Source organism: Pseudomonas migulae (assembly GCF_024169315.1).
Lineage (GTDB): Bacteria > Pseudomonadota > Gammaproteobacteria > Pseudomonadales > Pseudomonadaceae > Aquipseudomonas > Aquipseudomonas migulae_B.
Genome location: NZ_JALJWR010000001.1, coordinates 4,634,044 through 4,657,018 on the forward strand (window position 1 = coordinate 4,634,044; position 22,975 = coordinate 4,657,018).

Consider the following 22,975-nt stretch of genomic DNA (forward strand, 5'->3'; position numbering starts at 1 on the left):
AAAATCCTGTGGGAGCCGGGCTTGTCCGCGATGCAGGCACCTCGGTCTTTCAGGTCTTCCGAGGTGACGCCATCGCAGGCAAGCCAGCTCCCACAGGGGACGGTGGTGATTACCAGGGAATGGTCTCACCCTTGTAATTCACAAAGTGATGCCCGCCCTTGCCGACATACGCATTCACCTGATCCACCAGCCCACGCGTACTGGTTTCCACATCGATATCAGCACCTTCACCGCCCATGTCGGTCTTCACCCAACCCGGATGCAGCGACAGCACGGTCAGTTTCTGGTCGCCCAATTGCGTCACGAAACTGTTGGTCATCGAGTTCAGTGCCGCCTTGCTCGCCTTGTACAACGCCAGCTCCGGCGCGTCCGGCATGGTCACGCTGCCGAGCACCGAACTCATGAATGCCAGCACGCCCGTCTCCGGACGAATCTGCCCGGCGAATCGTTGCGCCAGATTGATCGGCGCCACGGCATTGGTGAAAAACAACTGACCGACTTCGGCCAGCGTCGCGCCGCCCGGTGTCTGCACTTCCGGCCCCTTGACCCCGGCATTCACGAACAACAGATCAAACACTTCACCCTTCAGTTGCTGACTCAGCGCGATGACCGCCTGCTGATCATCCATGTCGAGTTTTTCGATCCGCACCTTGCCCAATGCCTGCAAGGCGTCGGCATTCTGCGGGTTGCGCACGGTGGCGGTGACTTGCCAGCCGTCGGCCAGCAAGGTCTTCACCAGACCGAGGCCCAGGCCCCGGGAGGCGCCGATGATGAGTGCGGTTTTTGCCTTGGACATGAGTGGCTTCCTTGATAAATGAGAATCACGGATTCAATGGACAACGTTGACCAAGACGTTGCTGCAACTCGTGTCGCAGCGCGCCCAGTTCATCCATTCGGGTTTCGATCAGTTTGAGTTTGTCTTGCAGCAGTTGCGTGACGGCGCTGTCCGGATCGGGTGACTGCCACAACGCGGCGACGCTGTTGCCGATTTCGCCAAGGGTAAAGCCCAGCCGTTGAGCGGTTTTGATGTAGAGCACCAGTTGCACCACGTCCGGCGGATAGTCGCGATAACCGTTGGCACTGCGTTGCGCAGCGATCAATCCGCGTTGCTCGTAGAAACGCAGCGTGTCACGGCTGACGGCGCTGGCCTGGGCTAATTCACCGATGCGCATCTTGATGTCTCGAGAGGGGCTTGACCCTGGAGCATACTCCAGGCTTTAGCCTTGTTGCTCCCTGAATTTATGGAGCAAGGCTGATGTGGACTTCAATTCAATATCGCCGGTTGGTGCTTGGTAGTGCCTGGTATGACTTGATCGTGACGGCCGCGTTTGTCACGCCGTGGACATTTGCGGCGTTGCACGGTGTTTTGACGAGCGTGAGCCAGGCGTTCGACTTGCCCGGAGAATTGCCGGCGTTCGAGCCGATGCACATGCTGATGGCGAACCTGTTGGGATCGATCGTCTGTGTGTGGGCGGTGCTGCGGATTCGTGATCCGCAGCAGGTGTTTGGTCGGTATGACGCGGTCGGCCGATTTCTGTTTTCGGCTTGGCAACTCTATGCCTTGTTGCATGGGGCCAGTTCGCTGTTGGTGATTTTTTTGGTCTTTGAATTGGCGTGGGGCGTGGTTCAGGTGTTGCCGGTTCGAGTTGCCGTTGCAAGCGAGGTGGGGCCGAGCGAAGTCAGGCCTGTGGATAAAGCAATATCTGCCCATTGAGGCAGGAAATCTGAAAACCCATGGCGAGCGGGGCGTCAAGGACGCTGTCTCGCCATCTTTGGATTTCCAGTCAGGCACCACTTGAGGGCGAAGCCGTTGATCAGGCTCCGCTTTTGCTCATCAAGGGTTGGTCAAAAAACGAGCAACCCAATGCAAGCCATGCCGGACATGGGGCCGCGACAGCCATGAACGGGTTATCCACAGATTGCTCCACAGTATTTGTGCGCAAGCGCAAAGCTCGGGCATAAGCACTGAGCGGCTTTCTTCTAAAGGAGATAAACAACGCTAACTGGTTGTTTTTACGTAGATTTAGTCTTGGTGATGGCAAATTGGGCGAAAAATGAGCAATGCCCGCAAAGCCGCATGACAGAAGGGTTACAGCGGTATGTGCTCAGGTTATCCACAGCCGGGTGCACAGTAGATGTGGGCAACTGCAGTGGTTCGATGAGCGGGCGGTGTACGTTGTTGGTGCGATCAGCGCTGCAACAGAATGCGCCCGCGACTCAAATCCGCGAGCTGGGTTTGCAGGGTTTCGATCTGCGCTTCGCCCATCGCCAATTGCAGCTCTACACCGTTGGCCGTGAACGTTTCTTCTATCACCAGCCCGCCAAGCTCGGCCACACGAAGCTTCACCAGCGTCAGTTCGGCAAACCCGCAGGCGCAACTCACCGGCACTCGGCTGATCAGCTCAATCTTCGGCGCGGGTTGCAGGCACTTGTTGGCGCCGCCGCCATACGCCCGGGCGAGCCCGCCGGTGCCCAGTTGAATGCCGCCATACCAACGGATCACCAGCACGGCGACCTGATCGCAATCCTGCGCGTCGATCGCCGCGAGTATCGGTCGGCCCGCCGTGCCGCCCGGCTCGCCATCATCGGTGCTGCGGTATTGAGCGCCGAGCTTCCACGCCCAGCAGTTGTGCGTGGCATTCAAATCACTGTGCTGTTCGATAAACGCCTGGGCTTCAGCAGGGCTGCTGATCGGCGCGGCGAAGGTGATGAAACGGCTTTTGCGAATCTCTTCGCGGTATTCGCAAAAGCCGCTGAGGGTAAAAGGCATAGTCGTCTTAAATAGTCGGAGTCAGGCCGCAGCCCTTGAGAATGATGCGGATCAGGTTGTTGCCGGCGTCTTCCATGTCTTGCTTGGTCAACTTGGTACGGCCGCTGACCCGGCAAATTTGCGTGGCGAAATCGGCGTAATGCTGGGTGCTGCCCCACAGCAGGAAGATCAGGTTCACCGGGTCGACCGCGTCCATTTTGCCCGCATCGATCCACGCCTGGAACACCGCTGCCCGGCCTTGGAACCAGGCGCGGTAGTCTTGGTTGAAATATTCGGTCAGGCATTCGCCGCCGCTGATCACTTCCATCGCGAAGATCCGCGAGGCTTGCGGTTGGCGGCGGGAGAATTCCATCTTGGCGCGGATGTACCGGGTCAGCGCTTCGGCCGGATCATCCTCGGCGGTGAGGGTGTTGAACGTGCTGTCCCACAACTGAAGGATGTTGCTCAGCACCGCCACGTACAACCCCAGTTTGTTGGTGAAGTAGTAATGCAGGTTCGCCTTGGGCAACCCGGCATTCAGGGCGATGGTGTTCATGCTGGTGCCTTTGAACCCGTGTCGGGCGAACTCGTCTTCGGCGGCTTTGATGATGGTCTCTTCGTTCTTCTGACGAATGCGGCTGGCGGGTTTGCCGCCGTGAGCGGGGACTTCAAAGGTCATAGGCACTTCCGGACAGGTGGGTGGGTGCAACCAATGCGTTGATAGCGCACCCATGGGCATCCGACAAGTCCTGACGCAATAAAACCTGAACGTCACAACCCCTGTAGGAGCGAAGCTTGCTCGCGAAGGCGGCGTGTCAGTCGATATCGAATACAGCTGACACACCGCCTTCGCGAGCAAGCTTCGCTCCTACATGTTTCCATCGCTTTCAGCGCGTCGCGGCCAGGCTTTCGAGGAAGCTTTCCAGCACCAGATGCGGGCGACGTCCCTTGCGTGTGACCGATGCGAGGCTCAGGTCATAGAAGCGCGCTTTAGGCTTCAGTGCGCGCAAACGACCTTGTTGAACCCAGAGGCTGGCGTAATGATCGGGCAGGTAACCGATATAGCGTCCGGTAAGAATCAGGAAGGCCATGCCTTCGCGATCCGACGCACTGGCGGTGCAGTTGAGGGCCTGGTAATGCGCCTGAATGTCGGCCGGCAAACGGAAGGTCGGGGCGATGGCGTCCTGACTGTTCAGACGCTCGTCGTCCAGTTGTTTGTCGTCGACATAAAACAACGGATGCCCGACCGCGCAGTACAGCAACGAGCGCTCGCTATAGAGCGGCTGGTATTCCAGGCCTGACAGCGCGCTGGCCTGCGGCACCACGCCGACATGCAAGCGACCGTCGAGCACGCCTTGTTCGACTTCGTTGGGCGCGATCATGCGGATCTGAATCTGCACGTCCGGCCCGCGCTCCTTCAATTGCGCCAGGGCGTGGGTGATGCGCATGTGGGGCAGGGTGACGAGGTTGTCGGTCAGGCCGATGGTCAATTCTCCGCGCAGATTTTGGTGCAGGCCGTTGACCTCGGTGCGGAAACTTTCCAGCGCACTTAATAACTGTAATGCGGACTGGTAGACCTCGCGACCTTCCTCGGTCAGGGAAAAACCGGCGCGACCGCGTTGGCACAGGCGCAAACCGAGACGCTGTTCCAGGTCGCTCATCTGCTGGCTGATCGCCGAGCGCCCGATGCCGAGCACCGATTCGGCTGCGGAGAAACCGCCGCATTCCACCACGCTGCGAAAAATTCTGAGCAGGCGGATATCAAAATCGCTGACTTGTGCCAGCGGATCGGGGCGGCGAGTGCTCATGCTTTAACTACTCAAAGTTTAGTAACGGCCTGACTGAACGTTACAAAAGTTGGATTTCACCGACTTTATCCCCGTGGCAATTTAGCTGCAAGAACGCTTTTCATCTCCACGCCGCTTATTGCCCTGCGAGGTTTTGCCCATGAACTTGCCTGAAAACGCCCCGAACTCCCTGGCCAGCCAGCTCAAGCTCGATGCTCACTGGATGCCCTACACCGCCAACCGGAATTTCCAGCGCGATCCGCGACTGATCGTGGCGGCTGAAGGCAGTTGGCTGACGGATGACAAGGGCCGCAAGGTCTACGATTCGTTGTCCGGTCTGTGGACCTGTGGCGCCGGGCACACTCGCAAAGAAATCCAGGAGGCAGTCGCCAAGCAGTTGGGCACCCTCGATTACTCGCCGGGCTTCCAGTACGGCCACCCGTTGTCGTTCCAGCTGGCCGAGAAAATCACCGACCTGACGCCGGGCAATCTGAATCACGTGTTCTTCACCGACTCGGGTTCCGAGTGTGCGGATACCGCGGTGAAGATGGTTCGCGCTTACTGGCGTCTGAAAGGCCAGGCAACCAAGACCAAAATGATCGGTCGTGCCCGTGGCTACCACGGTGTGAACATTGCCGGCACCAGCCTCGGCGGTGTGAACGGTAACCGCAAGATCTTCGGTCAGGCGATGATGGACGTCGATCACCTGCCGCACACCTTGCTGGCGAGCAATGCTTACTCGCGCGGCATGCCGAAAGAGGGTGGTATCGCCCTGGCGGACGAGCTGCTCAAGTTGATCGAACTGCATGACGCTTCGAACATCGCCGCTGTCTTCGTCGAGCCAATGGCCGGTTCCGCTGGCGTGCTGGTTCCGCCTGAGGGCTACCTCAAGCGTCTGCGCGAGATCTGCGATCAACACAACATCCTGCTGGTGTTCGATGAAGTGATCACCGGTTTCGGCCGTACCGGCTCGATGTTCGGCGCTGACAGCTTCGGCGTGACCCCGGACCTGATGTGCATCGCCAAGCAAGTCACCAACGGCGCGATCCCGATGGGCGCAGTGATTGCCAGCTCCGAGATCTACCAGACCTTCATGAACCAGGCGACGCCTGAGTACGCCGTGGAATTCCCGCACGGTTACACCTACTCCGCGCACCCAGTGGCTTGCGCCGCGGGCCTGGCAGCCCTCGACCTGCTGCAAAAGGAAAACCTGGTGCAGAGCGTCGCTGAAGTCGCGCCGCATTTCGAAAATGCCCTGCACGGCCTGAAGGGCTCGAAAAACGTGATCGACATTCGTAACTACGGTCTGGCCGGCGCGATCCAGATTGCCCCGCGTGACGGCGACGCCATCGTGCGTCCGTTCGAAGCGGGCATGGCGCTGTGGAAAGCCGGGTTCTACGTGCGCTTCGGCGGCGACACCCTGCAGTTCGGCCCAACCTTCAACAGCAAGCCGCAAGACCTTGATCGTCTGTTCGACGCGGTCGGCGAAGTGCTGAACAAAATCGACTGATTTTCCCTTCTATATAGAGGCGCCCTTCGAAGGGGCGCCTGTGGACAACTTTTCTGGAGCCCCGCATGAGCCTTATCCCGCATTTGATCAATGGCGAACTGGTGACCGAAGACGGTCGCACGGCTGACGTGTTCAACCCGTCCACCGGCCAGGCGATCCACAAGCTGCCGCTGGCCAGCCGCGAAACCATTCAAAAAGCCATCGACTCGGCCAAGGCTGCCTTCCCGGCCTGGCGTAACACGCCACCGGCCAAACGTGCGCAGGTGATGTTCCGCTTCAAGCAACTGCTGGAACAGAACGAAGCACGGATCGCCCAACTGATCAGCGAAGAACACGGCAAGACCCTGGAAGATGCTGCCGGTGAACTGAAGCGCGGTATCGAGAACGTCGAGTTCGCATGTGCGGCGCCGGAAATCCTCAAGGGCGAGTACAGCCGTAACGTCGGCCCGAACATTGATGCTTGGTCGGACTTCCAGCCGTTGGGCGTGGTCGCGGGGATCACTCCGTTCAACTTCCCGGCGATGGTGCCGCTGTGGATGTACCCGCTGGCGATCGTCTGCGGCAACTGCTTCATCCTCAAACCGTCCGAGCGTGATCCAAGCTCGACGCTGCTGATTGCTCAGCTGTTGCTCGAAGCCGGTCTGCCTAAAGGTGTGTTGAGCGTGGTGCATGGCGACAAGGCTGCCGTGGATGCGCTGATCGAAGCACCGGAAGTCAAAGCCCTGAGTTTTGTGGGCTCGACGCCGATTGCCGAATACATCTACGCCGAAGGCACCAAGCGCGGCAAACGCGTTCAGGCGCTGGGTGGTGCGAAGAACCACGCGGTGCTGATGCCGGATGCAGATCTGGATAACGCCGTCAGCGCACTGATGGGCGCGGCCTACGGTTCTTGCGGTGAGCGTTGCATGGCGATCTCGGTGGCTGTGTGCGTCGGCGATCAAGTGGCAGATGCATTGGTGGCCAAACTGACTCCGCAGATCAAGGCGCTGAAAATCGGTGCGGGTACTTCTTGTGGTCTGGACATGGGGCCGCTGGTTTCCGGTCAGGCTCGCGACAAAGTCAGTGGCTATATAGAAGACGGCGTTTCTGCAGGTGCCTCCTTGGTGGTTGATGGTCGTGGTCTGAGCGTCGCCGGTCATGAGGAAGGGTTCTTCCTGGGGGGCTGCCTGTTCGATAACGTCACGCCGGAAATGCGCATCTATAAAGAAGAGATCTTTGGGCCGGTGCTGTGTGTCGTCCGGGTCAACAGTCTTGAAGAGGCGATGCAGCTGATCAACGATCACGAGTATGGCAACGGCACCTGCATCTTTACCCGTGATGGGGAAGCGGCGCGGTTGTTCTGCGATGAGATCGAAGTCGGCATGGTCGGCGTCAACGTGCCGTTGCCGGTGCCGGTGGCTTACCACAGCTTTGGCGGCTGGAAGCGTTCGCTGTTCGGCGACCTGCATGCGTATGGCCCGGATGGCGTGCGCTTCTACACCCGTCGCAAAGCCATTACCCAGCGTTGGCCGCAGCGTGCGAGCCATGAAGCGTCGCAATTTGCGTTCCCTAGCTTGTAAGTAGAAGGGAAGAAGGCCGAGCCCCTTGGGGCTCGGCCTTCGTGCTTCTGGGCTTTTTTGACCTATATGACAGAAATGTGAAAATAAGGGGTTGACGGCAGATTCTGGAAGTCTATAATTCGCCCCACTTCCGGCGCAGTCGAAACGGAAAACTCCTTGGTAAACAAAGAGTTACGCAGTTTTCGACAGCGAGTTGCTTCAGATCATCGAAGCCCAGAAGGAGTTGGTTGAGCAGTGTGTTTTCGCTTGATTGACGGTTCGATCTTCTCGGTCGAAAGCGGAGAAAAAGAGGTGTTGACAGCAGCGAGTAACGCTGTAGAATTCGCCTCCCGCTAACGAGAGATCGGAAGCGCAAGTGGTTGAAGTTGCAAAGGAAACTTTGAAAACTTCTGAAAATAACCGCTTGACAGATACAGGGGACGCTGTAGAATGCGCGCCTCGGTTGAGACGAAAGATCTTAACCAACCGCTCTTTAACAACTGAATCAAGCAATTCGTGTGGGTGCTTGTGGAGTCAGACTGATAGTCAACAAGATTATCAGCATCGCAAGTTACTCCGCGAGAAATCAAAGATGTAACCAACGATTGCTGAGCCAAGTTTAGGGTTTCTTAAAAACCCAAAGATGTTTGAACTGAAGAGTTTGATCATGGCTCAGATTGAACGCTGGCGGCAGGCCTAACACATGCAAGTCGAGCGGTAGAGAGGAGCTTGCTTCTCTTGAGAGCGGCGGACGGGTGAGTAATGCCTAGGAATCTGCCTGGTAGTGGGGGATAACGCTCGGAAACGGACGCTAATACCGCATACGTCCTACGGGAGAAAGCAGGGGACCTTCGGGCCTTGCGCTATCAGATGAGCCTAGGTCGGATTAGCTAGTTGGTGAGGTAATGGCTCACCAAGGCGACGATCCGTAACTGGTCTGAGAGGATGATCAGTCACACTGGAACTGAGACACGGTCCAGACTCCTACGGGAGGCAGCAGTGGGGAATATTGGACAATGGGCGAAAGCCTGATCCAGCCATGCCGCGTGTGTGAAGAAGGTCTTCGGATTGTAAAGCACTTTAAGTTGGGAGGAAGGGCATTAACCTAATACGTTGGTGTCTTGACGTTACCGACAGAATAAGCACCGGCTAACTCTGTGCCAGCAGCCGCGGTAATACAGAGGGTGCAAGCGTTAATCGGAATTACTGGGCGTAAAGCGCGCGTAGGTGGTTTGTTAAGTTGGATGTGAAATCCCCGGGCTCAACCTGGGAACTGCATTCAAAACTGACAAGCTAGAGTATGGTAGAGGGTGGTGGAATTTCCTGTGTAGCGGTGAAATGCGTAGATATAGGAAGGAACACCAGTGGCGAAGGCGACCACCTGGACTGATACTGACACTGAGGTGCGAAAGCGTGGGGAGCAAACAGGATTAGATACCCTGGTAGTCCACGCCGTAAACGATGTCAACTAGCCGTTGGGAGCCTTGAGCTCTTAGTGGCGCAGCTAACGCATTAAGTTGACCGCCTGGGGAGTACGGCCGCAAGGTTAAAACTCAAATGAATTGACGGGGGCCCGCACAAGCGGTGGAGCATGTGGTTTAATTCGAAGCAACGCGAAGAACCTTACCAGGCCTTGACATCCAATGAACTTTCCAGAGATGGATTGGTGCCTTCGGGAACATTGAGACAGGTGCTGCATGGCTGTCGTCAGCTCGTGTCGTGAGATGTTGGGTTAAGTCCCGTAACGAGCGCAACCCTTGTCCTTAGTTACCAGCACGTAATGGTGGGCACTCTAAGGAGACTGCCGGTGACAAACCGGAGGAAGGTGGGGATGACGTCAAGTCATCATGGCCCTTACGGCCTGGGCTACACACGTGCTACAATGGTCGGTACAGAGGGTTGCCAAGCCGCGAGGTGGAGCTAATCCCACAAAACCGATCGTAGTCCGGATCGCAGTCTGCAACTCGACTGCGTGAAGTCGGAATCGCTAGTAATCGCGAATCAGAATGTCGCGGTGAATACGTTCCCGGGCCTTGTACACACCGCCCGTCACACCATGGGAGTGGGTTGCACCAGAAGTAGCTAGTCTAACCTTCGGGAGGACGGTTACCACGGTGTGATTCATGACTGGGGTGAAGTCGTAACAAGGTAGCCGTAGGGGAACCTGCGGCTGGATCACCTCCTTAATCGACGACATCAGCTGCTCCATAAGTTCCCACACGAATTGCTTGATTCATTGAAGAAGACGATAGAAGCAGCTTTAAGCTCCAAGCTGATAGCTCCAAGCTAACAGTTACGCGCTCGAAATTGGGTCTGTAGCTCAGTTGGTTAGAGCGCACCCCTGATAAGGGTGAGGTCGGCAGTTCGAATCTGCCCAGACCCACCAATTTTTGTGTGGGATCCTGTAGCAATACGGGGCCATAGCTCAGCTGGGAGAGCGCCTGCCTTGCACGCAGGAGGTCAACGGTTCGATCCCGTTTGGCTCCACCACTACTGCTTCTGTTTGTTGAAAGCTTAGAAATGAGCATTCCATCGTGATGATGGTGAATGTTGATTTCTAGTCTTTGGCTAGATCGTTCTTTAAAAATTTGGGTATGTGATAGAAAGATAGACTGAACGTTACTTTCACTGGTAACGGATCAGGCTAAGGTAAAATTTGTGAGTTTAATCGCGAATTTTCGGCGAATGTCGTCTTCACAGTATAACCAGATTGCTTGGGGTTATATGGTCAAGTGAAGAAGCGCATACGGTGGATGCCTTGGCAGTCAGAGGCGATGAAAGACGTGGTAGCCTGCGAAAAGCTTCGGGGAGTCGGCAAACAGACTTTGATCCGGAGATGTCTGAATGGGGGAACCCACCTAACATAAGTTAGGTATCTTAAGCTGAATACATAGGCTTAAGAAGCGAACCAGGGGAACTGAAACATCTAAGTACCCTGAGGAAAAGAAATCAACCGAGATTCCCTTAGTAGTGGCGAGCGAACGGGGACTAGCCCTTAAGTGGCTTTGAGATTAGCGGAACGCTCTGGAAAGTGCGGCCATAGTGGGTGATAGCCCTGTACGCGAAAATCTCTTAGTCATGAAATCGAGTAGGACGGAGCACGAGAAACTTTGTCTGAATATGGGGGGACCATCCTCCAAGGCTAAATACTACTGACTGACCGATAGTGAACTAGTACCGTGAGGGAAAGGCGAAAAGAACCCCGGAGAGGGGAGTGAAATAGATCCTGAAACCGTATGCGTACAAGCAGTGGGAGCCCACTTTGTTGGGTGACTGCGTACCTTTTGTATAATGGGTCAGCGACTTATTTTCAGTGGCGAGCTTAACCGAATAGGGGAGGCGTAGCGAAAGCGAGTCTTAATAGGGCGTCTAGTCGCTGGGAATAGACCCGAAACCGGGCGATCTATCCATGGGCAGGTTGAAGGTTGGGTAACACTAACTGGAGGACCGAACCGACTACCGTTGAAAAGTTAGCGGATGACCTGTGGATCGGAGTGAAAGGCTAATCAAGCTCGGAGATAGCTGGTTCTCCTCGAAAGCTATTTAGGTAGCGCCTCATGTATCACTGTAGGGGGTAGAGCACTGTTTCGGCTAGGGGGTCATCCCGACTTACCAAACCGATGCAAACTCCGAATACCTACAAGTGCCGAGCATGGGAGACACACGGCGGGTGCTAACGTCCGTCGTGAAAAGGGAAACAACCCAGACCGTCAGCTAAGGTCCCAAAGTTATGGTTAAGTGGGAAACGATGTGGGAAGGCTTAGACAGCTAGGAGGTTGGCTTAGAAGCAGCCACCCTTTAAAGAAAGCGTAATAGCTCACTAGTCGAGTCGGCCTGCGCGGAAGATGTAACGGGGCTCAAACCATACACCGAAGCTACGGGTATCACTTAGGTGATGCGGTAGAGGAGCGTTCTGTAAGCCTGTGAAGGTGAGTTGAGAAGCTTGCTGGAGGTATCAGAAGTGCGAATGCTGACATGAGTAACGACAATGGGTGTGAAAAACACCCACGCCGAAAGACCAAGGTTTCCTGCGCAACGTTAATCGACGCAGGGTTAGTCGGTCCCTAAGGCGAGGCTGAAAAGCGTAGTCGATGGAAAACAGGTTAATATTCCTGTACTTCTGGTTATTGCGATGGAGGGACGGAGAAGGCTAGGCCAGCTTGGCGTTGGTTGTCCAAGTTTAAGGTGGTAGGCTGGAATCTTAGGTAAATCCGGGATTCTAAGGCCGAGAGCTGATGACGAGTTATCTTTTAGATGACGAAGTGGTTGATGCCATGCTTCCAAGAAAAGCTTCTAAGCTTCAGGTAACCAGGAACCGTACCCCAAACCGACACAGGTGGTTGGGTAGAGAATACCAAGGCGCTTGAGAGAACTCGGGTGAAGGAACTAGGCAAAATGGCACCGTAACTTCGGGAGAAGGTGCGCCGGTGAGGGTGAAGCATTTACTGCGTAAGCCCATGCCGGTCGAAGATACCAGGCCGCTGCGACTGTTTATTAAAAACACAGCACTCTGCAAACACGAAAGTGGACGTATAGGGTGTGACGCCTGCCCGGTGCCGGAAGGTTAATTGATGGGGTTAGCTAACGCGAAGCTCTTGATCGAAGCCCCGGTAAACGGCGGCCGTAACTATAACGGTCCTAAGGTAGCGAAATTCCTTGTCGGGTAAGTTCCGACCTGCACGAATGGCGTAACGATGGCGGCGCTGTCTCCACCCGAGACTCAGTGAAATTGAAATCGCTGTGAAGATGCAGTGTATCCGCGGCTAGACGGAAAGACCCCGTGAACCTTTACTATAGCTTTGCACTGGACTTTGAATTTGCTTGTGTAGGATAGGTGGGAGGCTTTGAAGCGTGGACGCCAGTTCGCGTGGAGCCAACCTTGAAATACCACCCTGGCAACTTTGAGGTTCTAACTCAGGTCCGTTATCCGGATCGAGGACAGTGTATGGTGGGTAGTTTGACTGGGGCGGTCTCCTCCTAAAGAGTAACGGAGGAGTACGAAGGTGCGCTCAGACCGGTCGGAAATCGGTCGTAGAGTATAAAGGCAAAAGCGCGCTTGACTGCGAGACAGACACGTCGAGCAGGTACGAAAGTAGGTCTTAGTGATCCGGTGGTTCTGTATGGAAGGGCCATCGCTCAACGGATAAAAGGTACTCCGGGGATAACAGGCTGATACCGCCCAAGAGTTCATATCGACGGCGGTGTTTGGCACCTCGATGTCGGCTCATCACATCCTGGGGCTGAAGCCGGTCCCAAGGGTATGGCTGTTCGCCATTTAAAGTGGTACGCGAGCTGGGTTTAGAACGTCGTGAGACAGTTCGGTCCCTATCTGCCGTGGACGTTTGAGATTTGAGAGGGGCTGCTCCTAGTACGAGAGGACCGGAGTGGACGAACCTCTGGTGTTCCGGTTGTCACGCCAGTGGCATTGCCGGGTAGCTATGTTCGGAATAGATAACCGCTGAAAGCATCTAAGCGGGAAACTAGCCTCAAGATGAGATCTCACTGGGACCTTGAGTCCCCTGAAGGGCCGTCGAAGACTACGACGTTGATAGGTTGGGTGTGTAAGCGCTGTGAGGCGTTGAGCTAACCAATACTAATTGCCCGTGAGGCTTGACCATATAACACCCAAGCAATCTGTGAACTCGAGAGAGGCCAGATTGCGGTGTGTGAAGACGAAACGAACCGAAAGTTCGGATACAAACACACAAACTATCGCATACCCATTCGCTGGAGCGTGATCTCGCAAGAGAAAACGAGCCGGCTACCGAATTTCTTGACGACCATAGAGCGTTGGAACCACCTGATCCCATCCCGAACTCAGTAGTGAAACGATGCATCGCCGATGGTAGTGTGGGGTTTCCCCATGTGAGAGTAGGTCATCGTCAAGATTAAATTCCGAAACCCCAATTGCGAAAGCAGTTGGGGTTTTGTTTTGCCTGCAGGAAAGTTCGTACAGCAGTACCGGACGGCTTCCGGCTGTCACAGTCTCCCGACAATGCTAAGGTTCGGCCCTAGCTTTTGTATTTTCCCAAGGAAGCCTTTATGCCGGACGCGACGTCCCTCAGTGCTGGTTTTATGGTGGTTCACGGTAACCGCCTGGACGAGTTGCGCAGCCTGGTGGTGAGCTGGATGCGGCGTTACCCGCTGGCACCCTTGGAAAATGAAATCGCTTTGGTGCAGAGCAATGGCATCGCCCAATGGTTGAAACTGGCACTGGCTGAAGATCCGAAAGAGGGCGACATGGGCGGCTGTGGTATCGCCGCAGCGATCGATGTGCAGTTACCGGGCAGTTTCATGTGGCAGCTCTATCGCATGGTCCTTGGACGAGATGAAATTCCGGTCAAATCCCTGCTCGATAAAGCCCCGCTGACCTGGCGCCTCATGCGCCTGCTTCCGCAGTTGATCGATCAGCCACACTTCGAACCTCTGCAACGTTTCCTTACCCATGACACCGATTTGCGCAAACGCTATCAATTGGCCGAGCGACTGGCTGATCTGTTTGACCAATATCAGGTGTACCGGGCCGACTGGCTCGAAGACTGGGCAGAAGGACGTCATCAATTACGCAACGGTCGGGGTGAAGCGAAAGCCCTGACCCCGGCCAACTGCTGGCAGGCAGAATTGTGGCGGGCATTGTTGCTGGATGTCGGTGAACAAGGCATGGCGCAAAGCCGTGCCGGCGTCCATCAACGATTTATCGAGCGTATCAACAGCCTCGACGTCGCGCCTGATGGACTACCTTCACGAGTGATCGTTTTTGGCATTTCTTCACTTCCCGCCCAGGCCCTGGAAGCACTTGCCGGATTGGCCCGTTTCAGTCAGGTTTTGCTGTGCGTTCATAACCCGTGTCGCCACCATTGGGCGGACATCGTCGCCGATAAAGACCTGTTGCGGCATCAATATAAACGTCAGGCTCGCAAGAGCGGCATGCCGGTTGTCCTGGACCCGCAAACCCTGCATCAGCATGCCCATCCCCTGTTGGCTGCGTGGGGCAAGCAGGGGCGGGACTACATCAATCTGCTCGATAGCTACGACGATCCCAACAGCTATCGCTCGGCATTTCGTGACGGTCGAATCGACCTGTTCAGTGACAGCCAGCCACTGAACATGCTCAATCAATTGCAGGATGACATTCTTGAGTTACGTCCTCTGAATGAAACGCGTGAGCGCTGGCCGGCAGTCGATCCAAACGTGGATCAATCAATCCGTTTTCACATCGCCCATAGTGCGCAGCGGGAGGTGGAGATCCTTCACGATCAATTGCTCGCCCGCTTCAGTGCCGACCCTGAGTTAAGGCCTCGCGACATCATCGTGATGGTCCCGGATATCGACAGCTACGCACCGCATATCCGCGCAGTATTCGGGCAGCTCGAACGCAATGACCCGCGCTTTATTCCGTTCACGCTCGCAGACCAAGGGCAACGTGGCCGTGATCCGCTACTGATCGCAGTGGAACATCTGCTCAAATTGCCGGACAGTCGATTCCCGGTCAGTGAAATCCTCGACCTGCTGGATGTTCCAGCCCTGCGCGCTCGCTTTGGTGTGGAGGAGCGAGACCTGCCCACCCTGCATCGCTGGATCGAAGGCGCAGGCATCCGTTGGGGCATGAACGCCGGACAACGAGCGGGTTTGGGCTTGCCTCAGGAGTTGGAGCAAAACAGTTGGCGCTTCGGACTGCGGCGGATGTTGCTCGGCTATGCCGTGGGAAGCGGCAGTGCCTGCGAAGGCATCGAGCCCTACGATGAGATCGGTGGTCTGGATGCCGCGCTCATCGGTCCTCTGGTTGCGCTGCTGGATGCACTGGAGATTGCCCATCAGGAACTCTCGCAACCGGCTCCACCCAAACAATGGGGCGTGCGCTTGCAGGCGCTGATGCAGTTGTTTTTCCAGGCCAGCAATGAACATGACGACTACCTGCTGGCTCAGCTCGAGGAGTTGCGCGAAACCTGGCTTGAGACCTGTGAGTCTGTCGGTTTGCACGACGAATTACCGTTGACGGTCGTTCGCGAAGCCTGGCTCGCCGGCCTTGATCAGGGTCGCTTGTCCCAGCGCTTTCTTGCCGGCGCAGTCAATTTCTGCACGTTGATGCCGATGCGCGCGATCCCTTTCAAACTGGTCTGTCTGCTCGGCATGAATGACGGCGACTACCCGCGCGCGCAACCGCCCCTGGACTTCGACCTCATGGGCAGCGATTACCGACCGGGTGACCGCTCGCGTCGCGAAGATGATCGCTATCTTCTGCTGGAGGCGCTGCTGTCGGCATGCGACCAGCTCTATATCAGCTGGGTCGGCCGTAGCATTCGCGATAACAGCGAGCGTCCCGCCTCCGTATTGATCGGCCAGTTGCGCGACCATCTGGCCAGTGGCTGGCGATTGGTCAATGCAGATGAAGATCTGCTCGAGGCCCTGACGCAGGAACATCCGTTGCAACCATTCAGCGCCCGTTACTTCCATGAAGGCGATGAGCTGTTCAGCTTCGCCAACGAATGGCAGGTGCTTCATCAAGCTGTTGAGCCAGCAAGCGATAACAACATCCTGGACCCTTACGTTCAGGAGGAGCCGCTGAGCCTCGGTCAGTTACAGGATTTCCTGCGCAATCCTGTGCGGCATTTCTTCAGCCAGCGATTGAAGGTGTTCTTCGAGGCCGCTGAAGTACCGCTGGCCGATGAAGAACCCTTCGTACTCGATGCGCTGCAACGCTATAGCCTCAGCGACAGTTTGCTTGGCGCCGCGCTGGCACAGCTTGAACGGGCGGATGAGGTGTTGGACGCGCATGCCAAGCGCCTGCAAAACAGCGGGCTACTGCCCATGGCCGGTTTCGGCGAATGCCTGCAACGAGAGCTGATCGAACCGTTACCGGATCTGCTGCAACGCTATCAACAGCTTCTGGCGTTATGGCCCACGCCACTCACCAGCGCTCTGCCGGTCAATCTCGAACTTCAAGGTCTGCGTCTGGAAGGATGGCTCAGCGGTCTGCATCAACGCGCAGACGGTGGATTGCTGTCGGTCACTACGATCCCCAACAGCATCGGCTCGATCAAATCCCGCAAATGGCATCGTCTGACACGACCATGGGTCAATCATCTGGTTGCCTGCGCCAGTGGCATGGAGATGACCACTGCACTCGTGGCCAGTGACGACAGTCTGTTACTGGGTCCGATTGAAAAAAATAACGCCTCCCACATCCTGGGCGACCTGTTGATGGCCTGGCAAACAGGCATGCGCCAGCCTCTGCCCATTGCGGTGAAAACAGCATTTGCCTGGCTGACTCAGACAGATCCGGCCAAGGCCGATGCCGCTGCGCGCAAAGCCTACGAAGGCGATGGCATCACCACGGATGGCGAGCGCCGGGAAAGTCCCGCGCTCGCCCGGCAGTTCGCTGACTACGACGCACTGATCGCTGACGAGACCTTTCCCGATTGGTGCAACGCTTTGTACAAACCGATGCTTGAAGCGTCGTGGCGTTCATTGGGCAGTGAGGAGGCGCGCTCATGACCGCGAAAACACCGCTGGCCCTGGCGTTCCCGCTGCGCGGCAGTCAACTGATCGAAGCCAGTGCCGGGACCGGGAAAACTTTCACTATTTCCGCGCTGTATCTGCGTCTGGTCCTCGGACACGGTGGCGAATCGAGCGGTTTCGGGCGTGAATTGTTGCCGCCGCAAATCCTCGTTGTAACCTTCACTGACGCCGCGACCAAGGAACTGCGCGAACGCATTCGAACGCGCCTGGCAGAAGCCGCGCGTTTTTTCCGCGATGAAACACCGCCACCCGATGCCCTGATCGCAGAGTTGCGTGACCAGTACCTTCCGGAGCAGTGGCCCGGATGCGCGAATCGTCTGGACATCGCTGCCCAGTGGATGGATGAAGCGGCTGTCTCGACCATCCACAGCTGGTGTCAGCGGATGTTGCGCGAGCATGCGTTCGACAGCGGCAGCCTGTTTACCCAGACCCTGGAAACCGATCACAGCGATTTGCTGGGCGAAGTCCTGCGCGATTACTGGCGATTGTTCTGCTACCCGATGCAAGGCGATGCGTTGAACTGGGTGCGCGGGAATTGGGGCGGCCCGGCGGCCCTGTTGCCACGAGTCCGTGGATTGTTCGCCAGTGAACGCGACAGCGTCGAAGGCAAAGAGCCTGCCGAGCTGATCAGCGAGTGTCTGCAGGAGCGCCGGGCAGCCTTGATCGAACTGAAAATGCCCTGGCGTCAGTGGGCGGACGAGTTGCTTGCGATCTGTCATGAGGGTGTGGCGAGCAAGAGCGTCGACGGTCGCAAGATGCAGGCGCGCTACTTCGAACCCTGGTTCGAAAAGCTGAAGGCCTGGGCTGAAGACGAATTGCTTGAGCAGTTGGATATTGGCACCGGCTTCACCCGCCTGACAGCCGACGGCATGGCCGAGGCGTGGAAAAAGGGCGAAGTCCCCACTCATCCCGGGCTGGACGCCATGCCTGGCCTCAAGGTCAGTCTCGATGGATTGCCGACCCCCGATGCCGCGGTTCTGCAACACGCCGCCCAGTGGGTGGGTGCAAGGTTCGAGGCGGAAAAACGTCGTCGCGCGGAAATGGGGTTCGATGACATGTTGCTGCGCCTCGATGCCGCGTTGCAATCCGAGGGTGGCGAGCGCCTGGCGACCTTGATCCGCGAACAGTTTCCTGTGGCGTTGATCGACGAGTTCCAGGACACCGACCCGGTGCAGTACCGGATCTTCGAAAGCATCTATCGGATTGAAGACAACAACCCCGAATGCGGACTGTTCCTGATCGGCGACCCCAAGCAGGCGATCTATGCCTTTCGGGGTGCCGATATCTATACCTACCTGCGCGCTCGTCAAGCCACCGCAGGCCGACTGCATACCCTGGGCACCAACTTCCGCTCCAGCCATGGCATGGTCGGTGCGGTAAACCATGTGTTTGCGCGCGCCGAGTCGCGCGAGGCCGGGCGTGGCGCGTTCCTGTTTCGCGAAAAGAATGGCGTAAACCCCGTGCCGTTTTTGCCGGTCGCCTCCCAGGGACGCAAAGAAGTTTTGAGCATCGAGGGGCAGGTTGTGCCCGCGCTGAACATCTGGCATTTGTCCGCCGATCAACCCCTGTCCGGCGCGGTTTACCGGCAGCAATTGGCTGCCGCTTGCGCCAGTGAAATCACCGCGTTACTTAACGGCGGGCAGCAAGGCAAGGCCGGTTTCATCCAGGACGGCAAGGACTTCAGGGGCCTGTTGCCGGCGGATATCGCGATTCTGGTGCGTGACGGCAAAGAAGCTCAGGCCGTACGCGCAGAACTCTCCGCCCGCGGCGTGCGCAGCGTTTATCTGTCGGACAAGGATTCGGTGTTCGCCGCCCAGGAAGCCCACGATCTGCTGACCTGGCTCAAGGCCTGCGCCGAGCCGGATGTCGAGCGTCCGTTGCGAGCCGCGCTCGCGAGCATCACGTTGAACCTGTCGCTGGCAGAGCTTGAGCAGTTGAATCAGGACGAGCTGGCCTGGGAAGCGCGGGTCATGCAGTTCCGTGGTTATCGCGAGCTCTGGCGCAAGCAAGGCGTGCTGCCCATGTTGCGGCGGTTGCTGCATGACTTCCAGCTGCCTCAGGCATTGATTGCGCGTAGCGACGGCGAGCGGGTGCTGACCAACCTGCTGCATCTGTCCGAGTTGCTGCAACAGGCGGCCTCTGAACTTGATGGTGAGCAAGCATTGATCCGGCATTTGTCCGAACATCTGGCGCTGTCCGGCCAGGCGGGTGAGGAACAGATCCTGCGTCTTGAGAGTGACGAGCAACTGGTCAAGGTCGTGACCATTCACAAGTCCAAGGGGCTTGAGTATCCCTTGGTGTTTCTGCCGTTCGTGTGTTCGGCGAAACCGGTGGACGGCAGCCGTTTACCCCTGCATTACCACGATGAAACCGGCAATGCCCGGGTGACCCTGAAGCCAACGCCCGAATTGATCGCACTGGCGGATGATGAACGACTGGCCGAGGATCTGCGTTTGCTTTATGTGGCCCTGACCCGGGCTCAACACGCCTGCTGGCTCGGCGTCACTGACCTCAAGCGCGGTAATAACAACGGCTCGGTGTTGCACCTCTCTGCGTTGGGTTATCTGTTGGGCGGCGGTGCTCCATTGACGGAGTCGCAAGGCTTGAAGCGTTGGCTGGAAAACCTGCAGCAGGATTGTCCAGCGCTGAATTACAGTGAGATGCCTGAAAAAACGGATGAGCATTACCATCCGCCGCAGAACGATGCGACGTTGCTCGCTCCACTGATCCCCAAGCGCAAAGCCAGCGAAAACTGGTGGATTGCTTCTTACAGCGCCCTTCGAATCGGCGACAGCCTGAGCGTGGGCAGTGATGAAGCACCGGAAAACCCGCAGGCGCAAAAGCTGTTCGACGACGAGCGCCTCGATCCCGAAGCGCCGCGCGAAGTGATCGCCGGCGGTGCCGATATCCATCGATTCCCTCGCGGTCCGAACCCCGGCACCTTTCTCCATGGTTTGCTCGAGTGGGCCGGTGACGAAGGTTTTGCCGCCCCGCCGCAAGCCGTGGAAGACGCGATCGCCCGTCGCTGCAACCGTCGTGGCTGGGAAGGCTGGATCAACACGCTGAGCGATTGGCTGCAGCACTTGCTCAAGTCCCCGCTGCACATCGGCGCTGGACAGGCGCCCGTGATCTTTGGGCAACTGAAGCAATACCGTGTCGAAATGGAGTTCTGGTTCGCCAGCCATAAGGTCGATGTGCTCAAGCTCGACGAACTGGTCCGCCAGCATACCCACAACGGCGTTGCCCGTGTCGCGGCCGAACCGGTGCTGCTCAATGGCATGTTCAAAGGCTTCATCGACCTGACGTTCGAGCACGATGGTCGCTATTACGTCGCCGATTACAAATCCAACTGGCTGGGTGTCGATGACATGGCCTACACCGAGCAGGCCATGGAACAGTCGATCCTGGACAATCGCTACGACCTGCAATACGTGCTGTACCTGTTGGCCCTGCATCGTCAACTCAAGGCGCGGCTTGCCGATTACGATTACGACAGGCATGTCGGAGGTGCTTTGTATCTGTTCCTGCGCGGTACGCGCGCGTCCAGTCAGGGCGTGTATTTTGCCCGTCCGCCAAAAGCGTTGATCGAGCGTCTGGACCGGCTGTTCCAGGGCAAACCGGAGCCCAAGGCCGAACCGGCCTGGGAACAGGGAGTATTGCTATGAGCCGCACCTTCTCCGATTTGTTGCCCACCCCGTTGGCAGCTGAAAGCCTGGTGAGTCTGGCGCCGTTGAGTCGCGCCGATGACTTGCTGTTGCTGCTCACGCGCTGGGTCGAGCGCGGCTGGTTGCGAGCGCTGGACAAAGCCTTCGTTGCCTTTTTGCACGAGCTTGCTCCCGACGATGACCCGTTGGTACTGCTGGCGGCGGCATTGACCAGTCATCAACTGGGTCACGGTCACGTCTGCCTGGACCTGTTCGAGACGCTCAAGGCGCCGGACTTCGCCCTGTCGTTGCCACCGGAAGGCGATCTGCAAAGTGGGGCGATGCTGCTGCCTTCGCAATTGCTCGAGACGCTGGACGGCGCCCACTGGTGCAAGGTCCTGGCCTCCAGCCGACTGGTTGCGTTGGCAGCCGATGGCAGCGAAACGGCGCAGCAAAGGCCGTTGGTGTTATCGGGGAAACGCCTGTACCTGCGCCGTTATTGGGCGTACGAGCGACGTATCGATAACGCACTGCGCCTGCGTCTGGCGGAACACGAATCCACACCGAATGACTTGCCCCTACGCCTCACCGGCCTGTTCGGTCCCGCCAAGCCCAGCGAGGTGATCGACTGGCAGAAACTTGCGTGTGCCTTGGCGACCCGCAGTGCATTCAGCATCGTCACCGGCGGTCCCGGCACCGGCAAGACCACCACGGTCGTGCGTTTGCTGGCGCTGTTGCAGGCACCGGCGGTGGAGGCTGGCAAACCACTGCGCATTCGTCTTGCCGCCCCCACCGGTAAAGCGGCGGCACGGCTGACGGAGTCCATCAGCCAGCAAGTCCGGACGCTGGAAGTGGCCGAGGCCGTGCGAGAAAAAATTCCGTCAGACGTCACCACCGTGCACCGCTTGCTCGGCAGCCGTCCCGGTACTCGACATTTTCGGCACCACGCCGGTAATCGTTTGCCGCTGGATGTACTGGTGGTCGACGAGGCCTCGATGATCGACCTGGAGATGATGGCCAATCTGCTAGACGCGATGCCGGCCCATGCCCGGCTGGTGCTGCTCGGTGACAAGGACCAATTGGCCTCGGTGGAAGCCGGCGCCGTGCTGGGCGATTTGTGCCGCGACGCCGAGGCGGGTTGGTACAGCCCGCAGACCCGTCAGTGGCTCGAAGCGGTCAGTGGTGAAAACCTCCAGGCCAGCGGTTTGCAGGAAGACACTCACGGGACTCATCCGCTGGCCCAGCAGGTCGTGATGTTGCGGCATTCGCGCCGGTTCGGCGAGGGTAGCGGCATTGGCCAACTGGCTCGCTGGGTCAACCAGCAGCAACCCGAAGAAGCTCGCAAGTTGTTGGCGGCTGGAAGCCACGCTGATGTGTTTTCCCTGCCTCTCAAAGGTGAACACGACAGGGCGCTGGAGCGCTTGTTGCTCGACGGCCATGGCGATGGTCCGCAAGGGTATCGGCATTACCTGAGCCTGCTGCGCAATCAACGACCGGCGCTCGACAGCACCCTCGATGATCCGCGCTGGACCGATTGGGCTCGCGACGTGTTGCAAGCCTTCGATGCCTTCCAGTTACTGTGTGCCGTGCGCAAGGGGCCATGGGGCGTCGAAGGCTTGAATCTGCGAGTGACTGACGCGCTGCTCAAGGCCCGACTGATCGACAGCAACCAGCAGTGGTACGAAGGTCGGCCAGTGCTGATGACCCGCAACGACTATGGCCTGGGCTTGATGAACGGCGACATCGGCATTGCGCTCAAGCTGCCGGAGCGCGAGGGTCCCGACGCGGGGCGCCACGTGCTGCGTGTGGCCTTCCCGCGCAACGACGGCCAGGGCGGCGTGCGCTTTGTCCTGCCGAGCCGGCTGAATGACGTCGAAACGGTGTACGCCATGACCGTGCACAAGTCCCAGGGCTCCGAGTTCGCTCACACGGCGTTGATTTTGCCGGACGCCCTGAACCCGGTTCTGACCAAGGAGCTGATCTACACCGGCATTACCCGTGCCAAGCACTGGTTCACCTTGATCGAGCCGCGAGCCGACGTGTTTGAAGAGGCGGTGCGGCGCAAGGTCAAGCGCCTGAGCGGGCTGATGCTGGAATTGGAAGAAGTCGTACCGGCGGCGGATTGAGGACGGCGGCGCCAGACGCCGGAAACTGTCCGAAGTGCTGTGTTGCGCGGCCTCGCGAGCGTTTGGACGCTATGCTATCGTTGCGGCATCATCCTGATACGA

General features: G+C 57.6%; 11 protein-coding genes, 2 tRNA genes and 3 rRNA genes. 11 read left to right on the top strand and 5 right to left on the bottom strand.

Annotation, left to right across the window (positions count from 1 at the left end; all coding sequences use genetic code 11):
- Positions 1 to 109: 109 nt before the first annotated feature.
- Together J2Y86_RS21250 and J2Y86_RS21255 are read right to left on the bottom strand one after the other, a co-directional pair.
- Positions 110 to 796, bottom strand: a complete 687-nt coding sequence (locus J2Y86_RS21250) for an SDR family oxidoreductase (RefSeq protein ID WP_253435931.1) — start codon at positions 794 to 796, stop codon at positions 110 to 112.
- 25 nt (positions 797 to 821) lie between these two features.
- Positions 822 to 1,172: a MerR family transcriptional regulator gene (locus J2Y86_RS21255; RefSeq protein WP_253435935.1), complete on the bottom strand. Its 351-nt coding sequence runs from the start codon at positions 1,170 to 1,172 to the stop codon at positions 822 to 824.
- An 83-nt stretch (positions 1,173 to 1,255) separates the two neighbouring features.
- Here J2Y86_RS21255 and J2Y86_RS21260 point away from each other — a divergent pair, with 83 nt between their 5' ends.
- Positions 1,256 to 1,714 carry a hypothetical protein gene (locus J2Y86_RS21260; RefSeq protein WP_253435938.1) on the top strand — a complete coding sequence of 153 codons (459 nt, stop codon included), beginning with the start codon at positions 1,256 to 1,258 and terminating at the stop codon, positions 1,712 to 1,714.
- A gap of 474 nt (positions 1,715 to 2,188) precedes the next feature.
- Here J2Y86_RS21260 and J2Y86_RS21265 read toward each other — a convergent pair whose 3' ends face one another.
- The 3 genes from J2Y86_RS21265 to J2Y86_RS21275 all read right to left on the bottom strand — a co-directional run bounded on the left by J2Y86_RS21265 (position 2,189) and on the right by J2Y86_RS21275 (position 4,557).
- Positions 2,189 to 2,770 (bottom strand): IMPACT family protein, encoded by a 582-nt coding sequence (locus J2Y86_RS21265; RefSeq protein WP_253435941.1) that lies wholly within the window; start codon positions 2,768 to 2,770, stop codon positions 2,189 to 2,191.
- 7 nt (positions 2,771 to 2,777) lie between these two features.
- Positions 2,778 to 3,428, bottom strand: coding sequence for a TetR/AcrR family transcriptional regulator (locus tag J2Y86_RS21270; protein WP_253435945.1), 651 nt, complete (start codon positions 3,426 to 3,428; stop codon positions 2,778 to 2,780).
- 208 nt (positions 3,429 to 3,636) lie between these two features.
- Entirely contained in the window at positions 3,637 to 4,557 is a 921-nt protein-coding gene (locus J2Y86_RS21275) for a LysR family transcriptional regulator (RefSeq protein ID WP_253435948.1), read from the bottom strand.
- A 139-nt stretch (positions 4,558 to 4,696) separates the two neighbouring features.
- Here J2Y86_RS21275 and J2Y86_RS21280 point away from each other — a divergent pair, with 139 nt between their 5' ends.
- The 10 genes from J2Y86_RS21280 (at position 4,697) to recD (ending at position 22,873) form a co-directional block, all read left to right on the top strand.
- Positions 4,697 to 6,046 carry an aspartate aminotransferase family protein gene (locus J2Y86_RS21280; RefSeq protein ID WP_253435951.1) on the top strand — a complete coding sequence of 450 codons (1,350 nt, stop codon included), beginning with the start codon at positions 4,697 to 4,699 and terminating at the stop codon, positions 6,044 to 6,046.
- Positions 6,047 to 6,111: 65 nt separating this feature from the next.
- On the top strand, positions 6,112 to 7,605 hold the full coding sequence (locus J2Y86_RS21285) for a CoA-acylating methylmalonate-semialdehyde dehydrogenase (protein WP_154980539.1): 1,494 nt from the start codon (positions 6,112 to 6,114) through the stop codon (positions 7,603 to 7,605).
- Between the two features lie 628 nt (positions 7,606 to 8,233).
- Positions 8,234 to 9,770, top strand: a 16S ribosomal RNA gene (locus tag J2Y86_RS21290).
- Positions 9,771 to 9,893: 123 nt separating this feature from the next.
- Positions 9,894 to 9,970, top strand: a tRNA-Ile gene (locus J2Y86_RS21295).
- 28 nt (positions 9,971 to 9,998) lie between these two features.
- Positions 9,999 to 10,074 (top strand) — tRNA-Ala (locus J2Y86_RS21300).
- 236 nt (positions 10,075 to 10,310) lie between these two features.
- Positions 10,311 to 13,202: ribosomal RNA gene (locus tag J2Y86_RS21305) — 23S ribosomal RNA — on the top strand.
- 154 nt (positions 13,203 to 13,356) lie between these two features.
- Positions 13,357 to 13,472: ribosomal RNA gene (gene rrf / locus J2Y86_RS21310) — 5S ribosomal RNA — on the top strand.
- The 16S, 23S and 5S rRNA genes sit together here with 2 tRNA genes alongside, the layout of an rRNA operon.
- A gap of 154 nt (positions 13,473 to 13,626) precedes the next feature.
- On the top strand, positions 13,627 to 17,079 hold the full coding sequence (recC, locus tag J2Y86_RS21315; RefSeq protein ID WP_253435955.1) for an exodeoxyribonuclease V subunit gamma: 3,453 nt from the start codon (positions 13,627 to 13,629) through the stop codon (positions 17,077 to 17,079).
- Positions 17,076 to 20,768 carry an exodeoxyribonuclease V subunit beta gene (gene recB, locus J2Y86_RS21320; RefSeq protein WP_253435958.1) on the top strand — a complete coding sequence of 1,231 codons (3,693 nt, stop codon included), beginning with the start codon at positions 17,076 to 17,078 and terminating at the stop codon, positions 20,766 to 20,768. The genes recC and recB overlap by 4 nt, the downstream gene beginning before the upstream one ends.
- Positions 20,765 to 22,873, top strand: coding sequence for an exodeoxyribonuclease V subunit alpha (gene recD / locus J2Y86_RS21325; protein ID WP_253435961.1), 2,109 nt, complete (start codon positions 20,765 to 20,767; stop codon positions 22,871 to 22,873). Before recB ends, recD begins: the two co-directional genes overlap by 4 nt.
- The last annotated feature ends 102 nt before the right edge of the window (positions 22,874 to 22,975 follow it).

Coding starts and splice junctions, on each gene's coding strand:
- J2Y86_RS21250 (WP_253435931.1), bottom strand. CDS start 796: ATGTCCAAGGCAAAAACCGCACTCATCATCGGCGCCTCCCGGGGCCTG.
- J2Y86_RS21255 (WP_253435935.1), bottom strand. CDS start 1,172: ATGCGCATCGGTGAATTAGCCCAGGCCAGCGCCGTCAGCCGTGACACG.
- J2Y86_RS21260 (WP_253435938.1), top strand. CDS start 1,256: ATGTGGACTTCAATTCAATATCGCCGGTTGGTGCTTGGTAGTGCCTGG.
- J2Y86_RS21265 (WP_253435941.1), bottom strand. CDS start 2,770: ATGCCTTTTACCCTCAGCGGCTTTTGCGAATACCGCGAAGAGATTCGC.
- J2Y86_RS21270 (WP_253435945.1), bottom strand. CDS start 3,428: ATGACCTTTGAAGTCCCCGCTCACGGCGGCAAACCCGCCAGCCGCATT.
- J2Y86_RS21275 (WP_253435948.1), bottom strand. CDS start 4,557: ATGAGCACTCGCCGCCCCGATCCGCTGGCACAAGTCAGCGATTTTGAT.
- J2Y86_RS21280 (WP_253435951.1), top strand. CDS start 4,697: ATGAACTTGCCTGAAAACGCCCCGAACTCCCTGGCCAGCCAGCTCAAG.
- J2Y86_RS21285 (WP_154980539.1), top strand. CDS start 6,112: ATGAGCCTTATCCCGCATTTGATCAATGGCGAACTGGTGACCGAAGAC.
- recC (WP_253435955.1), top strand. CDS start 13,627: ATGCCGGACGCGACGTCCCTCAGTGCTGGTTTTATGGTGGTTCACGGT.
- recB (WP_253435958.1), top strand. CDS start 17,076: ATGACCGCGAAAACACCGCTGGCCCTGGCGTTCCCGCTGCGCGGCAGT.
- recD (WP_253435961.1), top strand. CDS start 20,765: ATGAGCCGCACCTTCTCCGATTTGTTGCCCACCCCGTTGGCAGCTGAA.